Here is a 13422-nt window from a genome sequence, read left to right on the forward strand (position 1 = left end):
GCATGAGCGACACCACTCCGCGTAAAAAGGGCAAGCCCAACCTGACCGAAATGCGTCGCAACGCCCGCAGCTTTGCGTTGCAGGCGCTGTACCAGTGGTCAATCGCCGGACAGCCGATCCACGAAATCGAAGCCCAGTTCCGCGTCGACAACGACATGAGCAACACCGATACCCAGCTGTTCGGTGAACTGCTGCGCGGTGTGACCGGTGCCGCCACGGACTTGGACGAGGCCTACCGTCCTTTCCTGGACCGTCCTGTTGACGATCTGGACCCGGTAGAGCTGAGCGTGCTGCGCATCGGGGCCTATGAACTGGTGCACCGTCTGCAGGTACCCTACCGCGTGGCGATCAACGAGAGCGTTGAGCTGGCCAAAGTGTTCGGGGCCACCGAAAGCCACAAGTACGTCAACGGCATTCTCGACAAGCTGGCGCAGCGCGTCCGTGCCGCCGAGATTCGCGCACGACGTTCCGGCCAGTAAGCATTAAGCGAGGCTGCGTGGGCGAATTCGAGCTGATCCGCCGCTGCTTTCTGCAGGCCCGCCAGGGCCCAGGCGTGGTGACCGGTATCGGCGATGACTGTGCCGTGCTGCAGGTGCCGCCCGGGCAGCAGCTGGTGGTCTCCATCGATACCCTGGTGGAAGGGGTGCACTTTCTTCCCGGCACCGAGCCGTCGCGGCTGGCCACCCGCCTGCTGGGGGCGGCGGTCAGCGATCTGGCCGCCACCGCCGCGACACCGGCCTGGCTGACCCTGGCGCTCACGCTGCCCAGCGGTGATGCCGACTGGCTGGAGCCCTTTGCGGCGGCACTGGCGCAAAGAGCCGCCGAACTGGGCATCAGCCTGGTGGGCGGTGACACGACCCGCGGTGCCACCCTGACCCTGAGTGCACAGGTGCATGGACTGGTGGAGCAGGGCCAGGCCCTGCTGCGCTGCGGTGCCCGTGCCGGGGATCGCATTCTGGTCAGCGGTACCCTCGGGGACAGCCGTGCAGGGCTCGAGACCCTGCTGAAGCCTCAGGCTGTCGATGCCGACCGTGCCTGGCTGCAGCAGCGCTTTTTTCGGCCCGAACCCCGTCTTGAACTGGCACGGCACCTGCGCCCCCGGCTGCAGGCCGGGCTGGATATTTCCGACGGCCTGCTGGCCGATCTCACCCATCTGTTGAATGCGTCCGGCCTGGGCGCAACGGTGGACTGTGCTCGTCTGCCGCTGTCGCCGGCGCTGCAGCGCATCTTTCCCGATCAAGCCGAAGCGTGGGCGCTGTCCGGAGGTGAGGACTTTGAGTTGTGCCTGGCTGTCGCTCCGGACCAGGTGACCGCCTGTCAGGCCGAGGCACAGCGCCTGGGCGTGCCGTTGACGGATGTGGGTGAGTTCCAGACCCGGGAGGGCCTGCGGGTACGGGGGGCCGATGGCCGGCTGCTGGAAGGCCTGCATCAGGGTTATGATCACTTCAAGGAGCATGCATGAACAAGGCACCGGCGTCGGTCTGGCGCAACCCGGTCCACTTTCTGGCCTTTGGGCTCGGCAGTGGCGCCTCGCCCTGGGCGCCGGGGACGATGGGTACGCTGGCCGCTGTGCCATTATGGTATTTGCTCGCGCAGACCGGCCTGACGGTCTATTTGCTGCTGACGCTGATCGCGTTTGTGATCGGTATCTGGCTGTGCGGGCGTACATCTCGCGATTTGGGCGTCCATGACCATGGCGGCATTGTTTGGGACGAGTTCGTCGGCTACTGGATCACCATGATTGCGGTGCCGGTCGACTGGATCTGGGCGCTGCTCGGTTTTATCCTGTTCCGCCTGTTTGATATCTGGAAGCCCTGGCCGATTCGGCCGGTGGATCGCCGGGTACATGGCGGTCTGGGAATTATGCTGGACGATGTGCTGGCCGGTGTGTTTGCCGCGCTGGTGCTGCAGGGGCTGCTGTGGATCTGGGGCTGATGGCCCCGGACGCGTGTGAAATGAATCTGTGACAGAGGAACAACCAAGGTGTCAGTACAGTATGTAGCCGATTCGCGGCTGCCGACCCCCTGGGGGGTCTTTACCATGGTGGGGTTCGAAGATCCCGCTACCGGCAAGGAGCACGTCGCGCTGGTGTTCGGTGAAGTGGCCGGTGATGAACCGGTACTGGCCCGTATCCATTCGGAGTGCCTGACCGGTGACGCGCTGTTCAGTTTGCGTTGTGATTGTGGTTTCCAGCTACAGGAAGCGCTCAAGCGCATCGCTGAAGAGGGCAAGGGCGTACTGCTCTACCTGCGTCAGGAGGGGCGTGGCATCGGTCTGCTCAACAAGATCAAGGCCTACCATCTGCAGGATGGCGGTGCCGATACCGTTGAAGCCAACGAGCGTCTGGGCTTTGCTGCCGACATGCGCGATTACAGCATGTGCGAGCCGATGCTGGAACATCTGGGCATCAAGGCGGTCAAGCTGATGACCAACAACCCGCGCAAGGTGGCGGCACTGGAAAAATACGGTGTTAACGTCGCCGCGCGGGTGCCGCTGCAGGTGGGTAAGAACCGCCACAATGAAGATTACCTGCAGACCAAAATGGGCAAGCTCGGTCACATGATGACCGAGCACCACTTCAAGCAGGACGACGAGTAAGTCATCAGTCTTGCAGCCGCTGCCGGATCGAGGCCTCGATGCCGGCAGCATCCAGCCCGCATGCGGACAGCTGTTCTGCACGGCTGGCGTGTGCGATCCAGCGATCCTCGATTCCCAGCATCAGCAGCGGCGTTGCCAGTGCTTGTGCCTGCAGATATTCCGCCACGGCCGATCCGGCCCCGCCCTGCCGGGCGTGATCTTCAATACTGACCAGCAGCTCATGCTCCGCTGCCAGGCGTGTCAGCATCGCCCCGTCCAGCGGCTTGACGAAGCGCATGTCCACCAGCGTGGCGTTCAGTGCCTCGGCGGCTTCGTGTGCCGATGCCAGCAGGGCGCCGAAATTGAGCAAGGCTACACGCCGGCCCTGACGCAGCCGTCGCGCCTGTCCCAGGTGTAGCGGCGTCGCGTGCGGCTGTGGCTGTGCGGCCGCACCGCGCGGGTAGCGTACCGCCGCCGGGCCGGGGTGCTTATGCCCCAGGGTCAGCATGGCCTGCAGTTCGGCCTCGTCGGCCGGTGTCATCAGCACCAGATCCGGCAGGCAGCGCAGAAAAGCGATGTCGAAGCAACCGGCATGGGTGGCACCGTCCTCACCCACCAGACCGGCCCGGTCGATGGCAATCAGCACGTCCAGCTGTTGGATGGCGATATCATGCACCAGCTGGTCGTAGGCGCGCTGCAGGAAGGTGGAATAGATCGCCAGTACCGGCTTCATGCCGCGACAGGCTAGGCCCGCGGCCAGCGTGGCGGCGTGTTGCTCGGCGATGGCGACATCGAAATAGCGCTCGGGGTACTGCTCGGAGAAGGCGATCAGGTCGGAGCCTTCTCGCATGGCGGGAGTTATGCCCACTAGACGGGTATCTCGGGCGGCGGTGTCACACAGCCAGCGGCCGAAGACATTGCAGTACTTGGGGCGCTTGGCTGTGGGCGCTGCCGCGGGCGTGACCGGGTCGATCTTGGTCAGGGCGTGGTAGCCGACCGGGTCGGCCTCGGCTGGGGCAAAGCCCTTGCCCTTGCGGGTAATCACATGCAGAAACTGGGGCCCCGAGCGGTCCAGGGCCTGCTGCAGCGCCGGCAGCAGCAGGCTGAAGTCATGCCCGTCTACCGGGCCGCTGTAGTGAAAGTCCAGGGCCTCGAACAGGGTTGCGGTGACCGGTCCATCGATCTTCTGTTTCAGGTTGCGTGCCAGATAGCTGGCCAGCCCACCCTCATTGCGCGAGATCGACATGTCGTTGTCATTCAGAATCACCAGCAGATTGACGCCGGTGTGGGCGGCGTGGTTGAGGGCCTCGAAGGCCATGCCGGCGGTCATGGCGCCATCGCCGATGACAGCCACGCTGTGGCGCTCCTGTCCCTGCAACCGGTGGGCCAGCGCCATGCCCAGCACGGCCGAGATGGAGGTGCTGGAGTGACCGGTGCCAAAGCAGTCCCAGGGGCTCTCCTCACGCTTGGGGAAGGGCGACAGGCCGCCCTGCTGGCGCATGGACAGCATTTGCTCCCGGCGCCCGGTCAGAATCTTGTGTGGATAACTTTGATGGCCCACGTCCCAGATCAGCTCATCGTCCGGCGTCTGCAGCAGGTAGTGCAGGGCGATGGTCAGTTCGACCACGCCCAGGCCGGCCCCGAAGTGGCCACCGGTCTGGCCTACGCAATACAGCAGGAAGGCACGTAATTCACGCGCCAGCTGTGGCAGCTGCGACGGCGGCAGCCGGCGCAGCTCAACGGGCGTCTCGACCCGGTCCAGCAGAGGGGTGGAGGGGCGAGTGTGTGGAATCTGGTCGAATATCATCAGTGATCACGGTGTACGATGTAATCGGTCAGGGCGATCAGATCCTGTGCATCCTCACCGTAGGCACTCAGCACGGCAACCGCTTCTTCATGCAGTTGCTCCAGGCGCCGGTGGGCACCGTCCAGACCCAGCAGGGCGGGGTAGGTCGGCTTGTTCTGGGCCAGGTCGGAGCCCTGCGGCTTGCCCAGCGTGGCGGTATCGCCTTCGATATCGAGCAGGTCATCCTGAATCTGGAATGCCAGGCCGATGAGGTCGCCATAGTGGCGCAGGTCGGCCAGGGTGTCGGCACCGACGTTGCCGGTGGACAGAGCACCCAGCTCCACGGCTGCCGTGATCAGAGCACCAGTCTTGCAGGCGTGCATGGCCTGCAGCTGGTCCAGTGTCAGCGGTTTGTCTACATGGGCCAGGTCAAAGGCCTGACCGGCCACCATGCCGCGCTCGCCGCTGGCCCGGGCCAGAGTGTTGAGCATGCGCAGCTGCAAGGCGGCCTCCACGCCGTCCAGCGGGGCGCTCAGATGTTCGAACGCCAGGCATTGCAGGGCGTCACCGGCGAGGATGGCGCTGGCCTCGTCAAAGGCGATGTGGCAAGTGGGCTGGCCACGGCGCAGATCATCGTCATCCATGGCCGGCAGGTCGTCGTGCACCAGTGAATAGCTATGAATGCATTCGATGGCCACGGCGGCGCGATCGGTCAGCACACCGGGCTCGCGACCGCTGCACAATTGATGGCTGAGGTAAACCAGGGCCGGGCGCAGGCGCTTGCCGCCATTGAGCAGCCCGTGGCGCATGGTCTGCTGCAGTCGTGGTTCCAGTTGCTGATCCGGTGTAATCAGCTGATCCAGCTGCTGTTCAACCCGTTGGCGATAGTGCTGCAGCAGCCGGGCGAGCGCGGTCATGGGGTCGGCTCCTCGGTAGCGCCGAAGTCGCTGGCGACAATGTCGCCGTCCTGCTCGGTCAGCAACTGCACCTTCTGTTCGGCCTGTTGCAGGATGCCCTGGCAGTCACGGGTCAGACGGATGCCTTCCTCGAAGGCCTTGAGGGCGTCCTCGATTGGCAGGTCGCCCTGCTCCAGTTGCTCGACCAGCCCTTCCAGCTGCTGCAGGGCCTGTTCAAAGTCCGGTGTCTTGGGTTTGCGTGGCATGGCGGTTCATTGTCTCCTCTGGGTCGCTCACGTTAACCAACCGCATGATAACGGTCAATCCGGCATCGGGAAAAACCCCGGTAAACAGGGTGAACAGCTGTTCCATTCTGGTATCATCGTGGCGGGCCGATGTACCCCTTTGTCGGCCGCTTTCTTTCGGTCGGACATCTATATTCAGGAGCGATCAGTGGATCTGGCTACACTCGTTGGTCTCATCGGTTCTTTCGGTATCATCATCGCGGCGATGGTGCTGGGTGGCGATATCGGTATTTTCGTCAACCCCCCTTCGATTCTGATCGTCCTTGGCGGCACCCTGCTGGTGGTGCTGATGAAATTCACCCTGGCCCAGTTTCTCGGTGCCGGCAAGGTGATGGCCAAGGCCTTCATGTTCAAGTCGGTCAATCCTGAAGACATCATTTCTGAGACCGTTGATCTGGCGGATGCCGCGCGCAAGGGCGGGCTGCTGTCGCTGGAAGAGAAACAGGTATCGTCCGACTTCATGCAGCGCGGTATTCAGCTGCTGGTCGATGGCCACGACCCGGAGGTGGTCAAGCAGCTGCTGAGAAAAGAGGCCAGCCTGACCTATGATCGGCATGATTTTGGCTCCAAGATATTCAAGGCGATGGGGGATGTGGCCCCGGCCATGGGCATGATCGGTACGCTGGTGGGCCTGGTACAGATGCTGTCCAACATGTCCGACCCCAAGTCGATCGGCCCGGCGATGGCGGTGGCGCTGCTGACCACTCTATACGGTGCCATGATTGCCAACATGTTCGCATTGCCGGTGGCTGACAAGCTGGAAGTGCGTCGTGATGAGGAGGCCTTGAACCAGGCCTTGGTCATCGATGGCCTGCTGGCGATTCAGGCTGGACAGAACCCGCGGGTAATCGATCAGATGCTGCGCAGTTACTTGCCTGAAGGCAAGCGTGCGGTTGCCGAGAGCTGAGGGAGTCGGCCATGAGTGACGAGAGCGAAGAAAAGTGCAAATGTCCCCCGGCCGGGTCGCCGATGTGGATGGCGACTTTTGCCGATCTGATGTCGCTGCTGATGTGCTTCTTCGTCCTGCTACTGTCATTTTCCGAGATGGACGTGCTCAAGTTCAAGCAGCTGGCAGGTTCCATGCGTGAGGCCTTCGGGGTCCAGGCTCAGATCAAGGTCGAGGATATTCCCAAGGGTACCTCCATCATTGCACAGGAGTTCAGCCCCGGACGGCCCGAGCCGACGCCACTGAACGAAGTGCGCCAGATTACCGTCAATAACGACATGAACACCCTCGATGTGCGCTCGGTCGAGGGTGAATCTCAGGTGGAGGACCGCCTGCAAGGGCTGGAGGAGCTGCGTCGTCAGCAGGAAGCGGAGGCGAAAGAGCAGGCCATTGCCGTGGCCGAGGCGCTGTCGGCCGAGATTGGTGAAGGCAGCATCGAGGTGGAAACTGAAGGCACACGCATTATTATTCGGGTCAAGGAAAGAGGTTCTTTTGACTCCGGCTCAGCCGAGCTCAAGTTCGATTATATTCCGGTGGTGGCCAAAATTCGTGATTTGCTGCTGGATATTGGTGGCAAGGTCGCCATCGAGGGGCACACGGATAACATTCCCTACAATGGCCGTCGCTTCGAATCCAACTGGGATCTGTCATCGGCGCGCGCTCTGGCCGTAGCGCATGAGCTGTTTGCCGACCGGCGCATTCGCCAGTCCCGCTTCAGTGTTACCGGGTATGCGGATACGCGGCCACTGGGCCCGAACAGCTCGGCAGCGCTGCGTGCCCGCAACCGCCGTGTCGAAATCGTGATTCAGAAAAGCAACCCGGAGGAATCGCTGGAGCGGCTGCAGTCACGCCCTGATGGCGATACCGAAGGCGAACCGCTGGAGCCGGGCAGCCTGTTCTGATCGACGGCTTGCCTGCAGATACAAAAAAACCGCCCGAGGGCGGTTTTTTCATGCGGTAACAACCGAGATGATTACTTGGCGGCGTCCAGCATGTACTGGATGGCTGCTTTCAGTTCGCTGTCGGTGCAGTCCATGCAGGTGCCTTTCGGCGGCATGGCGTTGATGCCGGTAATGGATGTAGCCAGCAGCGCATCAATGCCCTTTTCGGCACGCGGTGCCCAGGCAGCAGCGTCACCGAACTTGGGTGCGCCCGCAACGCCCGCCGCGTGGCAAACAGAGCATTTGGTGTTGTACAGCTCTTCGCCGGAGCGTTCAGCCATGGCGGCTGCCGGGGTCAGCAAAAGGGCGCTAGCGGCGATCAGCAGTGATTTTTTCATTGCAGGTTTCCTTTATTTGGTCGGTCTCTGAACCATTATACTCAAAGAATCGAGTTTAGGTTTGGCCTGAGCCAAATGTAAATAGATCAAAAGTGCGGCATGATGCCGCATGTCAGTATTACGTGCAGGAAACGCGTGCAGTTCGGTTCAGCGGGGGCGACCCAGGCGCATGGCGAAGTCGGCCTGACCCTGTATCAGGCGGTCGTGACGGCGGCTGCGCTCCTGCAGGCGATGTTCGCGGATAGCCTGTTCCAGAATGTCATGCGGGGCGGCGACCAGGTTGCGTACGTCCTCGATGGAGTAGCCACGCTCCAGCAGCTGTCTCAGCTGGGCAGTCAGATGAATGGCGCTCATGTCGTTATCCTCTTTATTGTCATGGCACCATTATGCGGCTGCAGATGTGACAACCCGATGTCAGTTCTGCGCTGTTTTGTTGACAAGGCTCAGGCCGAAGGCCAAGGCAGCCAGCACTACGAACAGAGAGCTGCCGGCCGCCAGCAGCTCAGCCATGGTGAAGCCTGCCACCATCTCGGGGGTGTAGCCGCAGGATTCCCATATCTCGAACAGCCAGGGCCACCATTGACCGGGCGCAAACCAGGCGGGGAAGCCGCTGTCGAGCGAGCAGGCGCTTTCGATCCAGTAGCGTTCCACGGCCAGGGTGCGCCAGCTGCGCTCGGCGAGGCCCAGGGCTGTTACCAGTGCCAAGCCATGACAGCCGATCTGCGCCTTGCGGCAGCGTGGTGTCAGCAGTGCAAACAGTGCCACCAGAATCAGGGCAAACATCCATAGTCGAATATGGATGCAGAGCACGCAGGGGCCGTAGTCGAGCGCGTATTGAAAGTAGAGTGCGACCGCCTCGGCGGCCAGGGCGCCCATCAGCAGCAGACCCCAGTAGAGGCGGGATTGCAGCAGCCGTTTGATCTGCTCCATAGCGTGTTGTCCTGGTTGAAAATGCAGTCGCAAGAGTAGCCTGACAGGGGATAAACGGGCAAGCGGACGAAGCATTTTGGGGTGCTCTCGAAACCACTATGTACCAAAATGGTGCACAATTTCTGCGAATAGCGCGCTTTTGGTGCATTGTATGCACTAATGTAGTGTTTTATTATTAGCGCAGTTTTGTCGCGTCAGAACAGCCAGGTTCAACTGTCATCCGTCAGCTTTCGCCTGTGTCCACGCGTGGCGATGGATGGTTTCCTTCCGTCGGCTCTCCGTTCTGGCCAATATCCGCTTTACCGTCTGAGGTACTCAATGTCCTACATTCATGACACCATCACCGGCCTGATGGCCTCCAGCCCTGCGCAGACCGAATTCTATCAAGCGGTTGAAGAGGTGCTTGAGTCTCTGGAACCCCTGCTGGAACAGAGCCCGCACTACCGCGAGAATCACATCATCGAGCGCATGGTAGAGCCGGAGCGCCAGATCATGTTCCGGGTCCCCTGGGTTGATGATCAGGGCCAGGTGCAGGTCAACAAGGGTTACCGCATCGAGTTCAATTCAGCCCTGGGTCCTTACAAGGGCGGCCTTCGCTTCCATCCCTCCGTCAACGCCGGCATCATCAAATTCCTCGGTTTCGAACAAATCTTCAAGAACGCACTGACCGGTTTGCCGATCGGCGGCGGCAAGGGTGGCGCCAACTTCGACCCCAAGGGCCGTTCCGACCAGGAAATCATGCGTTTCTGCCAGTCCTACATGACTGAACTATACCGTCACATCGGCCCGACCACCGACGTACCGGCCGGTGACATCGGTGTGGGCGCGCGCGAAATCGGTTACATGTTCGGCATGTACAAGCGCCTGACCGGCCGTTACGAAGGTGTACTGACCGGCAAAGGCCTGCTGTGGGGCGGCTCGCTGGTGCGCAAGGAAGCCACTGGCTACGGTTGTGTCTACTTTGCCGACAACATGCTCAAGGCGGCGGGTGATTCGCTGGCGAGCAAAACCTGTCTGGTATCCGGTGCCGGCAACGTGGCGATCTACACCATCGAAAAGCTGTACCAGCTGGGTGCGCGTCCGGTAACCTGCTCCGACTCCAGCGGCACCCTGTACGACAGCCACGGTATCAATCTGGAAACGCTGAAGGTATTGAAGGAGCAGAAGCGTGTTTCCCTGCGCGAGTACCTGGAAGAGCACCCCAACGCCGAGTTCATTCCGACCTCCGAGTACCCGGAAGACGGTCATGCGGTATGGCGCTTCAAGGCCGATGCGGCTTTCCCGTGTGCAACTCAGAACGAACTGACCGAAGCCGACGCGCGCGCGCTGTTGGATAACGGTGTCAATTGCATCAGCGAAGGCGCCAACATGCCGTCTACGCCGGAAGCGGTTGAACTGTTCATCGCTAACCGTATTCATTATGGCCCGGGCAAGGCGGCCAACGCCGGTGGCGTGGCCACCAGCCAGCTGGAAATGAGCCAGAACGCCAGCATGCAGCACTGGACCTTCGAACAGGTTGACGAGCAGCTGAAGGCGATCATGGCTGATATCCACAACCGCTGCAGCGAAACCGCGAAGGAATTCGACCAGCCGCACAACCTGGTGCTGGGTGCCAACGTCGCGGGCTTCCGTCGAGTGGCCGATGCCATGCTGGAGCAGGGTGTGGTCTGATAGTCGCCTCACCTCGTGCAGAAAGCCCGCTGCGTGCGGGCTTTTTCATGCCCACTATTTGGCCGCGCCCTACGGGCAGGCTGTCGCCCTGTGCTACATTAAATCTTTGCTCTCAAATGGATTTGTCGGATGAATCTGACATGCATGCGCACCTTGGGGATGCTGCTGTATCTGCTACCGCTGATGGCTGTGGCCGGGGCTCCTGCAGCACCGCTGTCAGTGGGAATTGTGGCCAACAACGAACCTTACTCCAGCTATGGCCCTAACGGCCTGCAGGGATTCTCGATTGACCTGCTGGATGAACTCAGCCGGATCAGCGGCCTGGACTTTGAATACCGTGTCGGCAGCTGGTCGGAAATCTATGCTGCCTTTTTGCGGGGCGATTTGGATGCGATTGACGAAATTTCCTGGCGTGCCGATCGGGCTGATCGCATGTTGTTTACCCGCCCTTACCACTTGCGCACCACGGTGATCATGCATGATGCCAGCCAGCCCATCGAGTCCGTCAGTCGGCTGATGGACCTGGAGGGGTATCGGGTGGGCGTGCTGCGCGATATTTATTACAGCCACATGCTACGTGAAGCCGGTCTGGAAGTGGTGGAATACGACTTCCAGTCCGACCTGGTGCGTGCGCTCTCGTTCGGCTGGGTGGATGCGGTGGTCGGGCCGGAAGTGACACTGCGCTACATGGCGCGTCAACAGGGGTTCGTCAATCTGGAGGTGCTGGCAAAAGCACCTCTTCAGGGGCAGGAAAGCGAAGATTTTCGCATTGCCGTGTCCATCGACCGGCCTGACCTGCACCAGCGGCTGGACGATGCTCTGGCCAGCATTGATCCCGACTGGATCGACGCCCAGCGTGAGCGCTGGCAGGAGTATGGCGGGCAGACGCTGCAACCCCAGGGGTTCAAACTGTCTGCGGCTCAACGCGCCACATTGCGCCAGCAGGGTCCCATCCGGGTCGGGCTGATGCGTGATTATGCGCCCATTACTTTTGAGGATGGCGGCCGCGTGCGCGGGCTCTCGGTGGATGTGCTGCACCGCATCATGGATATGACCGGCCTGCAGGCGATCCCGGTGGTGGACCAGTGGAATGTGCTGATGGAACAGCTGCAACGCGGTGAGATCGACGTTATCGCCAACATCTCCGACCACCCGGATCGACGCAGTTTTACCCGCTTTACCGCCCCCTATTATCAAATGCCGGTCGTGGTGTTCAGCCGCATGCCGGAGTTCCGCTTCAACCGGGTTGATGATTTTGGCCATTTCAGGGTGGGGCTGGGCAGCGATATCTTTTATGAGGCCCGTCTACGCGCACGGTTGGGGGATCAGGTATCGGGCTTTGATAGCCAGGCCTCCATGTTCCAAGCGCTGGCGGACGGCGAGGTAGATCTGGTGCTGTCGTCACTGCCCAACGGCAACCATTGGATTCGCGCACTGCAGCTGAACGACGTTTACGTGGCCGGTGAACTGCGCCTGGACGGGCTGGCAGGGGAGGATCTGCGTTTCGGCCTGCGCCCCGAGCTGGCGCCATTGGTACCGATCTTCAATCAGGCACTGGCCGCGATGACACCGGCCGAGCGGCGGGCCATCGAAAACCGCTGGCTGGGGGCGCACTTCCTGGCACAGGGAGACGTCGGGCAGATCACCCTGAGCACGGATGAGCAACGCTGGCTTGGCCGTCGCCAGCAACAGTTGCGCTACTGTATTCACCCCGATCGCATGCCGCTGGAGGGCCTGGATGAGCAGGGCCGGCACCAGGGCATGTCCGCCAGTCTGCTGAGACTGTTTGCCGAGCGCATTCAAGCCGACTTCGAACTGCATCCAACGACCAGCTGGGCCGGTGCCCTGCAAGCGCTGGCCAACGGTGACTGTGATCTGCTGCCGATGGCCGGTCGAGTGCCGGATGCTCAAGGAATGCTGAGCTTCAGCGACGCCTACTACACATTGCCGACGATTGTACTGGGGCGGCTTGAGGCTCCCTTCATCACGCATCTGGATGAACTCCAGGCGCGTCCCATCGGCATCCTGCAGGATTTTGCCCTGCTCGGTAGCCTGCAGCGACGCTACCCCGGGCTGAATCTGGTTCCGGTTGCATCGGAGGAAGAGGGCGTGCGCCGCGTACAACGCGGCGAGCTGTATGGCTATATCGGCACCCTGGCCACCACCAGCCAGCTGTTACGCGAGCTGGGGTATGCCGACGTGCGTGTGCTGGGGCGTGTGCCCATGGATACGGCGTTGGCCGTGGCCAGCAGTGGCCGCGATCCGGAATTGACCGGGCTGATCGACAAGCTGGTGGCCAGTCTTGGCAGTCAGGACCTGCAGCGGCTGGATAGCGAGTGGCGCACTGTTGAGCTGAAGCAATCGATGGACTATCGGTATTTGTGGCAGATTCTGCTGGCGACAGTGGCTGTGGTGACGTTTATGGTGTATTGGATTCGCAAGCTGCGGGCCTTGAATCGGCAGCTGGCGCGGGCCAATCGCCAGCTGGAAGCAGTCAGCACGACGGATGCACTGACCGGACTGGGCAATCGCGTGCTTTATGAACAGCAGTTCGACGCCTGCTTCCAGGCCTGTCAGCGCAACTGTATTCCCTTCATGGTGGCGGTGCTGGACGTGGATCTGTTCAAGGCCATCAATGACACTTACGGCCATGCGGCCGGCGATCGTTGTCTGCAGGCCCTCAGTGCCTGCATGCGCCGTTGCTTCCGGCGTGAATCCGACTGTCTGATCCGGTTTGGCGGGGAGGAGTTTGTCATCTTTCACCCCGCCAGCGAGCCCGAAGCCGTGTCGGACACCCTGGAAGGGCTACGCGCGGCCGTCGAGGCGATGACCGTGACCACCGATCAGGGCGTTATCCGCATGACCATCAGCATCGGCTACTGCTTGCAGACGCCGGGTCGAACGGACCGTTCGGAGAACTGGCTCAAGGCAGCCGACCAGGCCGTATATCAGGTCAAGCGCGCCGGTCGCAATGGCGTATGTGGCTCAGGCTTGGTGCGCGACCAGGCAAGGGAACGGACGCCGGTGTGAAG

General features: G+C 61.6%; 15 protein-coding genes. 8 read left to right on the forward strand and 7 right to left on the reverse strand.

The window, feature by feature from the left end; all coding sequences use genetic code 11:
- The first annotated feature begins 2 nt into the window (after window positions 1-2).
- Genes nusB through ribA form a run of 4 tightly spaced genes read left to right on the forward strand, consistent with a single transcriptional unit; the run spans window position 3 to window position 2598 of the window.
- A complete protein-coding gene (nusB, locus tag KTN04_RS03200; protein WP_217333772.1) occupies window positions 3-479 on the forward strand; it encodes a transcription antitermination factor NusB in 477 nt (158 codons plus the stop codon).
- Between the two features lie 17 nt (window positions 480-496).
- On the forward strand, window positions 497-1462 hold the full coding sequence (gene thiL / locus KTN04_RS03205; RefSeq protein ID WP_217333773.1) for a thiamine-phosphate kinase: 966 nt from the start codon (window positions 497-499) through the stop codon (window positions 1460-1462).
- On the forward strand, window positions 1459-1935 hold the full coding sequence (locus tag KTN04_RS03210) for a phosphatidylglycerophosphatase A family protein (RefSeq protein ID WP_217333774.1): 477 nt from the start codon (window positions 1459-1461) through the stop codon (window positions 1933-1935). The genes thiL and KTN04_RS03210 overlap by 4 nt, the downstream gene beginning before the upstream one ends.
- 48 nt (window positions 1936-1983) lie before the next feature.
- Window positions 1984-2598: a GTP cyclohydrolase II gene (gene ribA / locus KTN04_RS03215; protein WP_217333775.1), complete on the forward strand. Its 615-nt coding sequence runs from the start codon at window positions 1984-1986 to the stop codon at window positions 2596-2598.
- Window positions 2599-2602: 4 nt separating this feature from the next.
- Here ribA and dxs read toward each other — a convergent pair whose 3' ends face one another.
- Genes dxs through KTN04_RS03235 form a run of 4 tightly spaced genes read right to left on the reverse strand, consistent with a single transcriptional unit; the run spans window position 2603 to window position 5631 of the window.
- Complete coding sequence (dxs, locus tag KTN04_RS03220) at window positions 2603-4384, reverse strand: 1-deoxy-D-xylulose-5-phosphate synthase (protein ID WP_254262347.1); 1782 nt, start codon at window positions 4382-4384, stop codon at window positions 2603-2605.
- A complete protein-coding gene (locus tag KTN04_RS03225; protein WP_217333776.1) occupies window positions 4384-5280 on the reverse strand; it encodes a polyprenyl synthetase family protein in 897 nt (298 codons plus the stop codon). The genes dxs and KTN04_RS03225 overlap by 1 nt, the downstream gene beginning before the upstream one ends.
- Window positions 5277-5525 (reverse strand): exodeoxyribonuclease VII small subunit, encoded by a 249-nt coding sequence (locus KTN04_RS03230; protein ID WP_217333777.1) that lies wholly within the window; start codon window positions 5523-5525, stop codon window positions 5277-5279. The genes KTN04_RS03225 and KTN04_RS03230 overlap by 4 nt, the downstream gene beginning before the upstream one ends.
- Window positions 5494-5631 (reverse strand): hypothetical protein, encoded by a 138-nt coding sequence (locus KTN04_RS03235; RefSeq protein ID WP_217333778.1) that lies wholly within the window; start codon window positions 5629-5631, stop codon window positions 5494-5496. Before KTN04_RS03235 ends, KTN04_RS03230 begins: the two co-directional genes overlap by 32 nt.
- 81 nt (window positions 5632-5712) lie before the next feature.
- On the opposite strand from KTN04_RS03235, the gene pomA reads away from it, so the two are divergent.
- Window positions 5713-6471 carry a flagellar motor protein PomA gene (gene pomA / locus KTN04_RS03240; RefSeq protein WP_217333779.1) on the forward strand — a complete coding sequence of 253 codons (759 nt, stop codon included), beginning with the start codon at window positions 5713-5715 and terminating at the stop codon, window positions 6469-6471.
- 11 nt (window positions 6472-6482) lie between these two features.
- Window positions 6483-7412, forward strand: a complete 930-nt coding sequence (locus KTN04_RS03245; protein WP_217333780.1) for a flagellar motor protein MotB — start codon at window positions 6483-6485, stop codon at window positions 7410-7412.
- A 71-nt stretch (window positions 7413-7483) separates the two neighbouring features.
- Here KTN04_RS03245 and KTN04_RS03250 read toward each other — a convergent pair whose 3' ends face one another.
- The 3 genes from KTN04_RS03250 to KTN04_RS03260 form a co-directional block, all read right to left on the reverse strand.
- Window positions 7484-7789, reverse strand: coding sequence for a c-type cytochrome (locus tag KTN04_RS03250; protein WP_217333781.1), 306 nt, complete (start codon window positions 7787-7789; stop codon window positions 7484-7486).
- A gap of 147 nt (window positions 7790-7936) precedes the next feature.
- Complete coding sequence (locus tag KTN04_RS03255; RefSeq protein WP_217333782.1) at window positions 7937-8143, reverse strand: hypothetical protein; 207 nt, start codon at window positions 8141-8143, stop codon at window positions 7937-7939.
- A 60-nt stretch (window positions 8144-8203) separates the two neighbouring features.
- On the reverse strand, window positions 8204-8719 hold the full coding sequence (locus KTN04_RS03260; RefSeq protein ID WP_217333783.1) for a disulfide bond formation protein B: 516 nt from the start codon (window positions 8717-8719) through the stop codon (window positions 8204-8206).
- A 318-nt stretch (window positions 8720-9037) separates the two neighbouring features.
- Here KTN04_RS03260 and gdhA point away from each other — a divergent pair, with 318 nt between their 5' ends.
- Complete coding sequence (gene gdhA, locus KTN04_RS03265; protein ID WP_217333784.1) at window positions 9038-10390, forward strand: NADP-specific glutamate dehydrogenase; 1353 nt, start codon at window positions 9038-9040, stop codon at window positions 10388-10390.
- Between the two features lie 129 nt (window positions 10391-10519).
- Entirely contained in the window at window positions 10520-13420 is a 2901-nt protein-coding gene (locus KTN04_RS03270) for a transporter substrate-binding domain-containing protein (RefSeq protein ID WP_217333785.1), read from the forward strand.
- Window positions 13421-13422: the final 2 nt, after the last annotated feature.

Origin of the sequence: Marinobacterium weihaiense (assembly GCF_019061305.1) — a bacterium.
In the GTDB taxonomy this organism is placed as follows: Bacteria; Pseudomonadota; Gammaproteobacteria; order Pseudomonadales; family Balneatricaceae; genus Marinobacterium; species Marinobacterium weihaiense.

Excerpts from the sequence above, each read along its gene's own strand:
- KTN04_RS03250 (WP_217333781.1), bottom strand. The coding sequence starts at position 7,789 with ATGAAAAAATCACTGCTGATCGCCGCTAGCGCCCTTTTGCTGACCCCG.
- dxs (WP_254262347.1), bottom strand. The coding sequence starts at position 4,384 with ATGATATTCGACCAGATTCCACACACTCGCCCCTCCACCCCTCTGCTG.
- KTN04_RS03225 (WP_217333776.1), bottom strand. The coding sequence starts at position 5,280 with ATGACCGCGCTCGCCCGGCTGCTGCAGCACTATCGCCAACGGGTTGAA.
- KTN04_RS03245 (WP_217333780.1), top strand. The coding sequence starts at position 6,483 with ATGAGTGACGAGAGCGAAGAAAAGTGCAAATGTCCCCCGGCCGGGTCG.
- KTN04_RS03210 (WP_217333774.1), top strand. The coding sequence starts at position 1,459 with ATGAACAAGGCACCGGCGTCGGTCTGGCGCAACCCGGTCCACTTTCTG.
- KTN04_RS03235 (WP_217333778.1), bottom strand. The coding sequence starts at position 5,631 with ATGGAACAGCTGTTCACCCTGTTTACCGGGGTTTTTCCCGATGCCGGA.
- gdhA (WP_217333784.1), top strand. The coding sequence starts at position 9,038 with ATGTCCTACATTCATGACACCATCACCGGCCTGATGGCCTCCAGCCCT.
- KTN04_RS03260 (WP_217333783.1), bottom strand. The coding sequence starts at position 8,719 with ATGGAGCAGATCAAACGGCTGCTGCAATCCCGCCTCTACTGGGGTCTG.
- KTN04_RS03230 (WP_217333777.1), bottom strand. The coding sequence starts at position 5,525 with ATGCCACGCAAACCCAAGACACCGGACTTTGAACAGGCCCTGCAGCAG.
- KTN04_RS03255 (WP_217333782.1), bottom strand. The coding sequence starts at position 8,143 with ATGAGCGCCATTCATCTGACTGCCCAGCTGAGACAGCTGCTGGAGCGT.
- KTN04_RS03270 (WP_217333785.1), top strand. The coding sequence starts at position 10,520 with ATGAATCTGACATGCATGCGCACCTTGGGGATGCTGCTGTATCTGCTA.
- nusB (WP_217333772.1), top strand. The coding sequence starts at position 3 with ATGAGCGACACCACTCCGCGTAAAAAGGGCAAGCCCAACCTGACCGAA.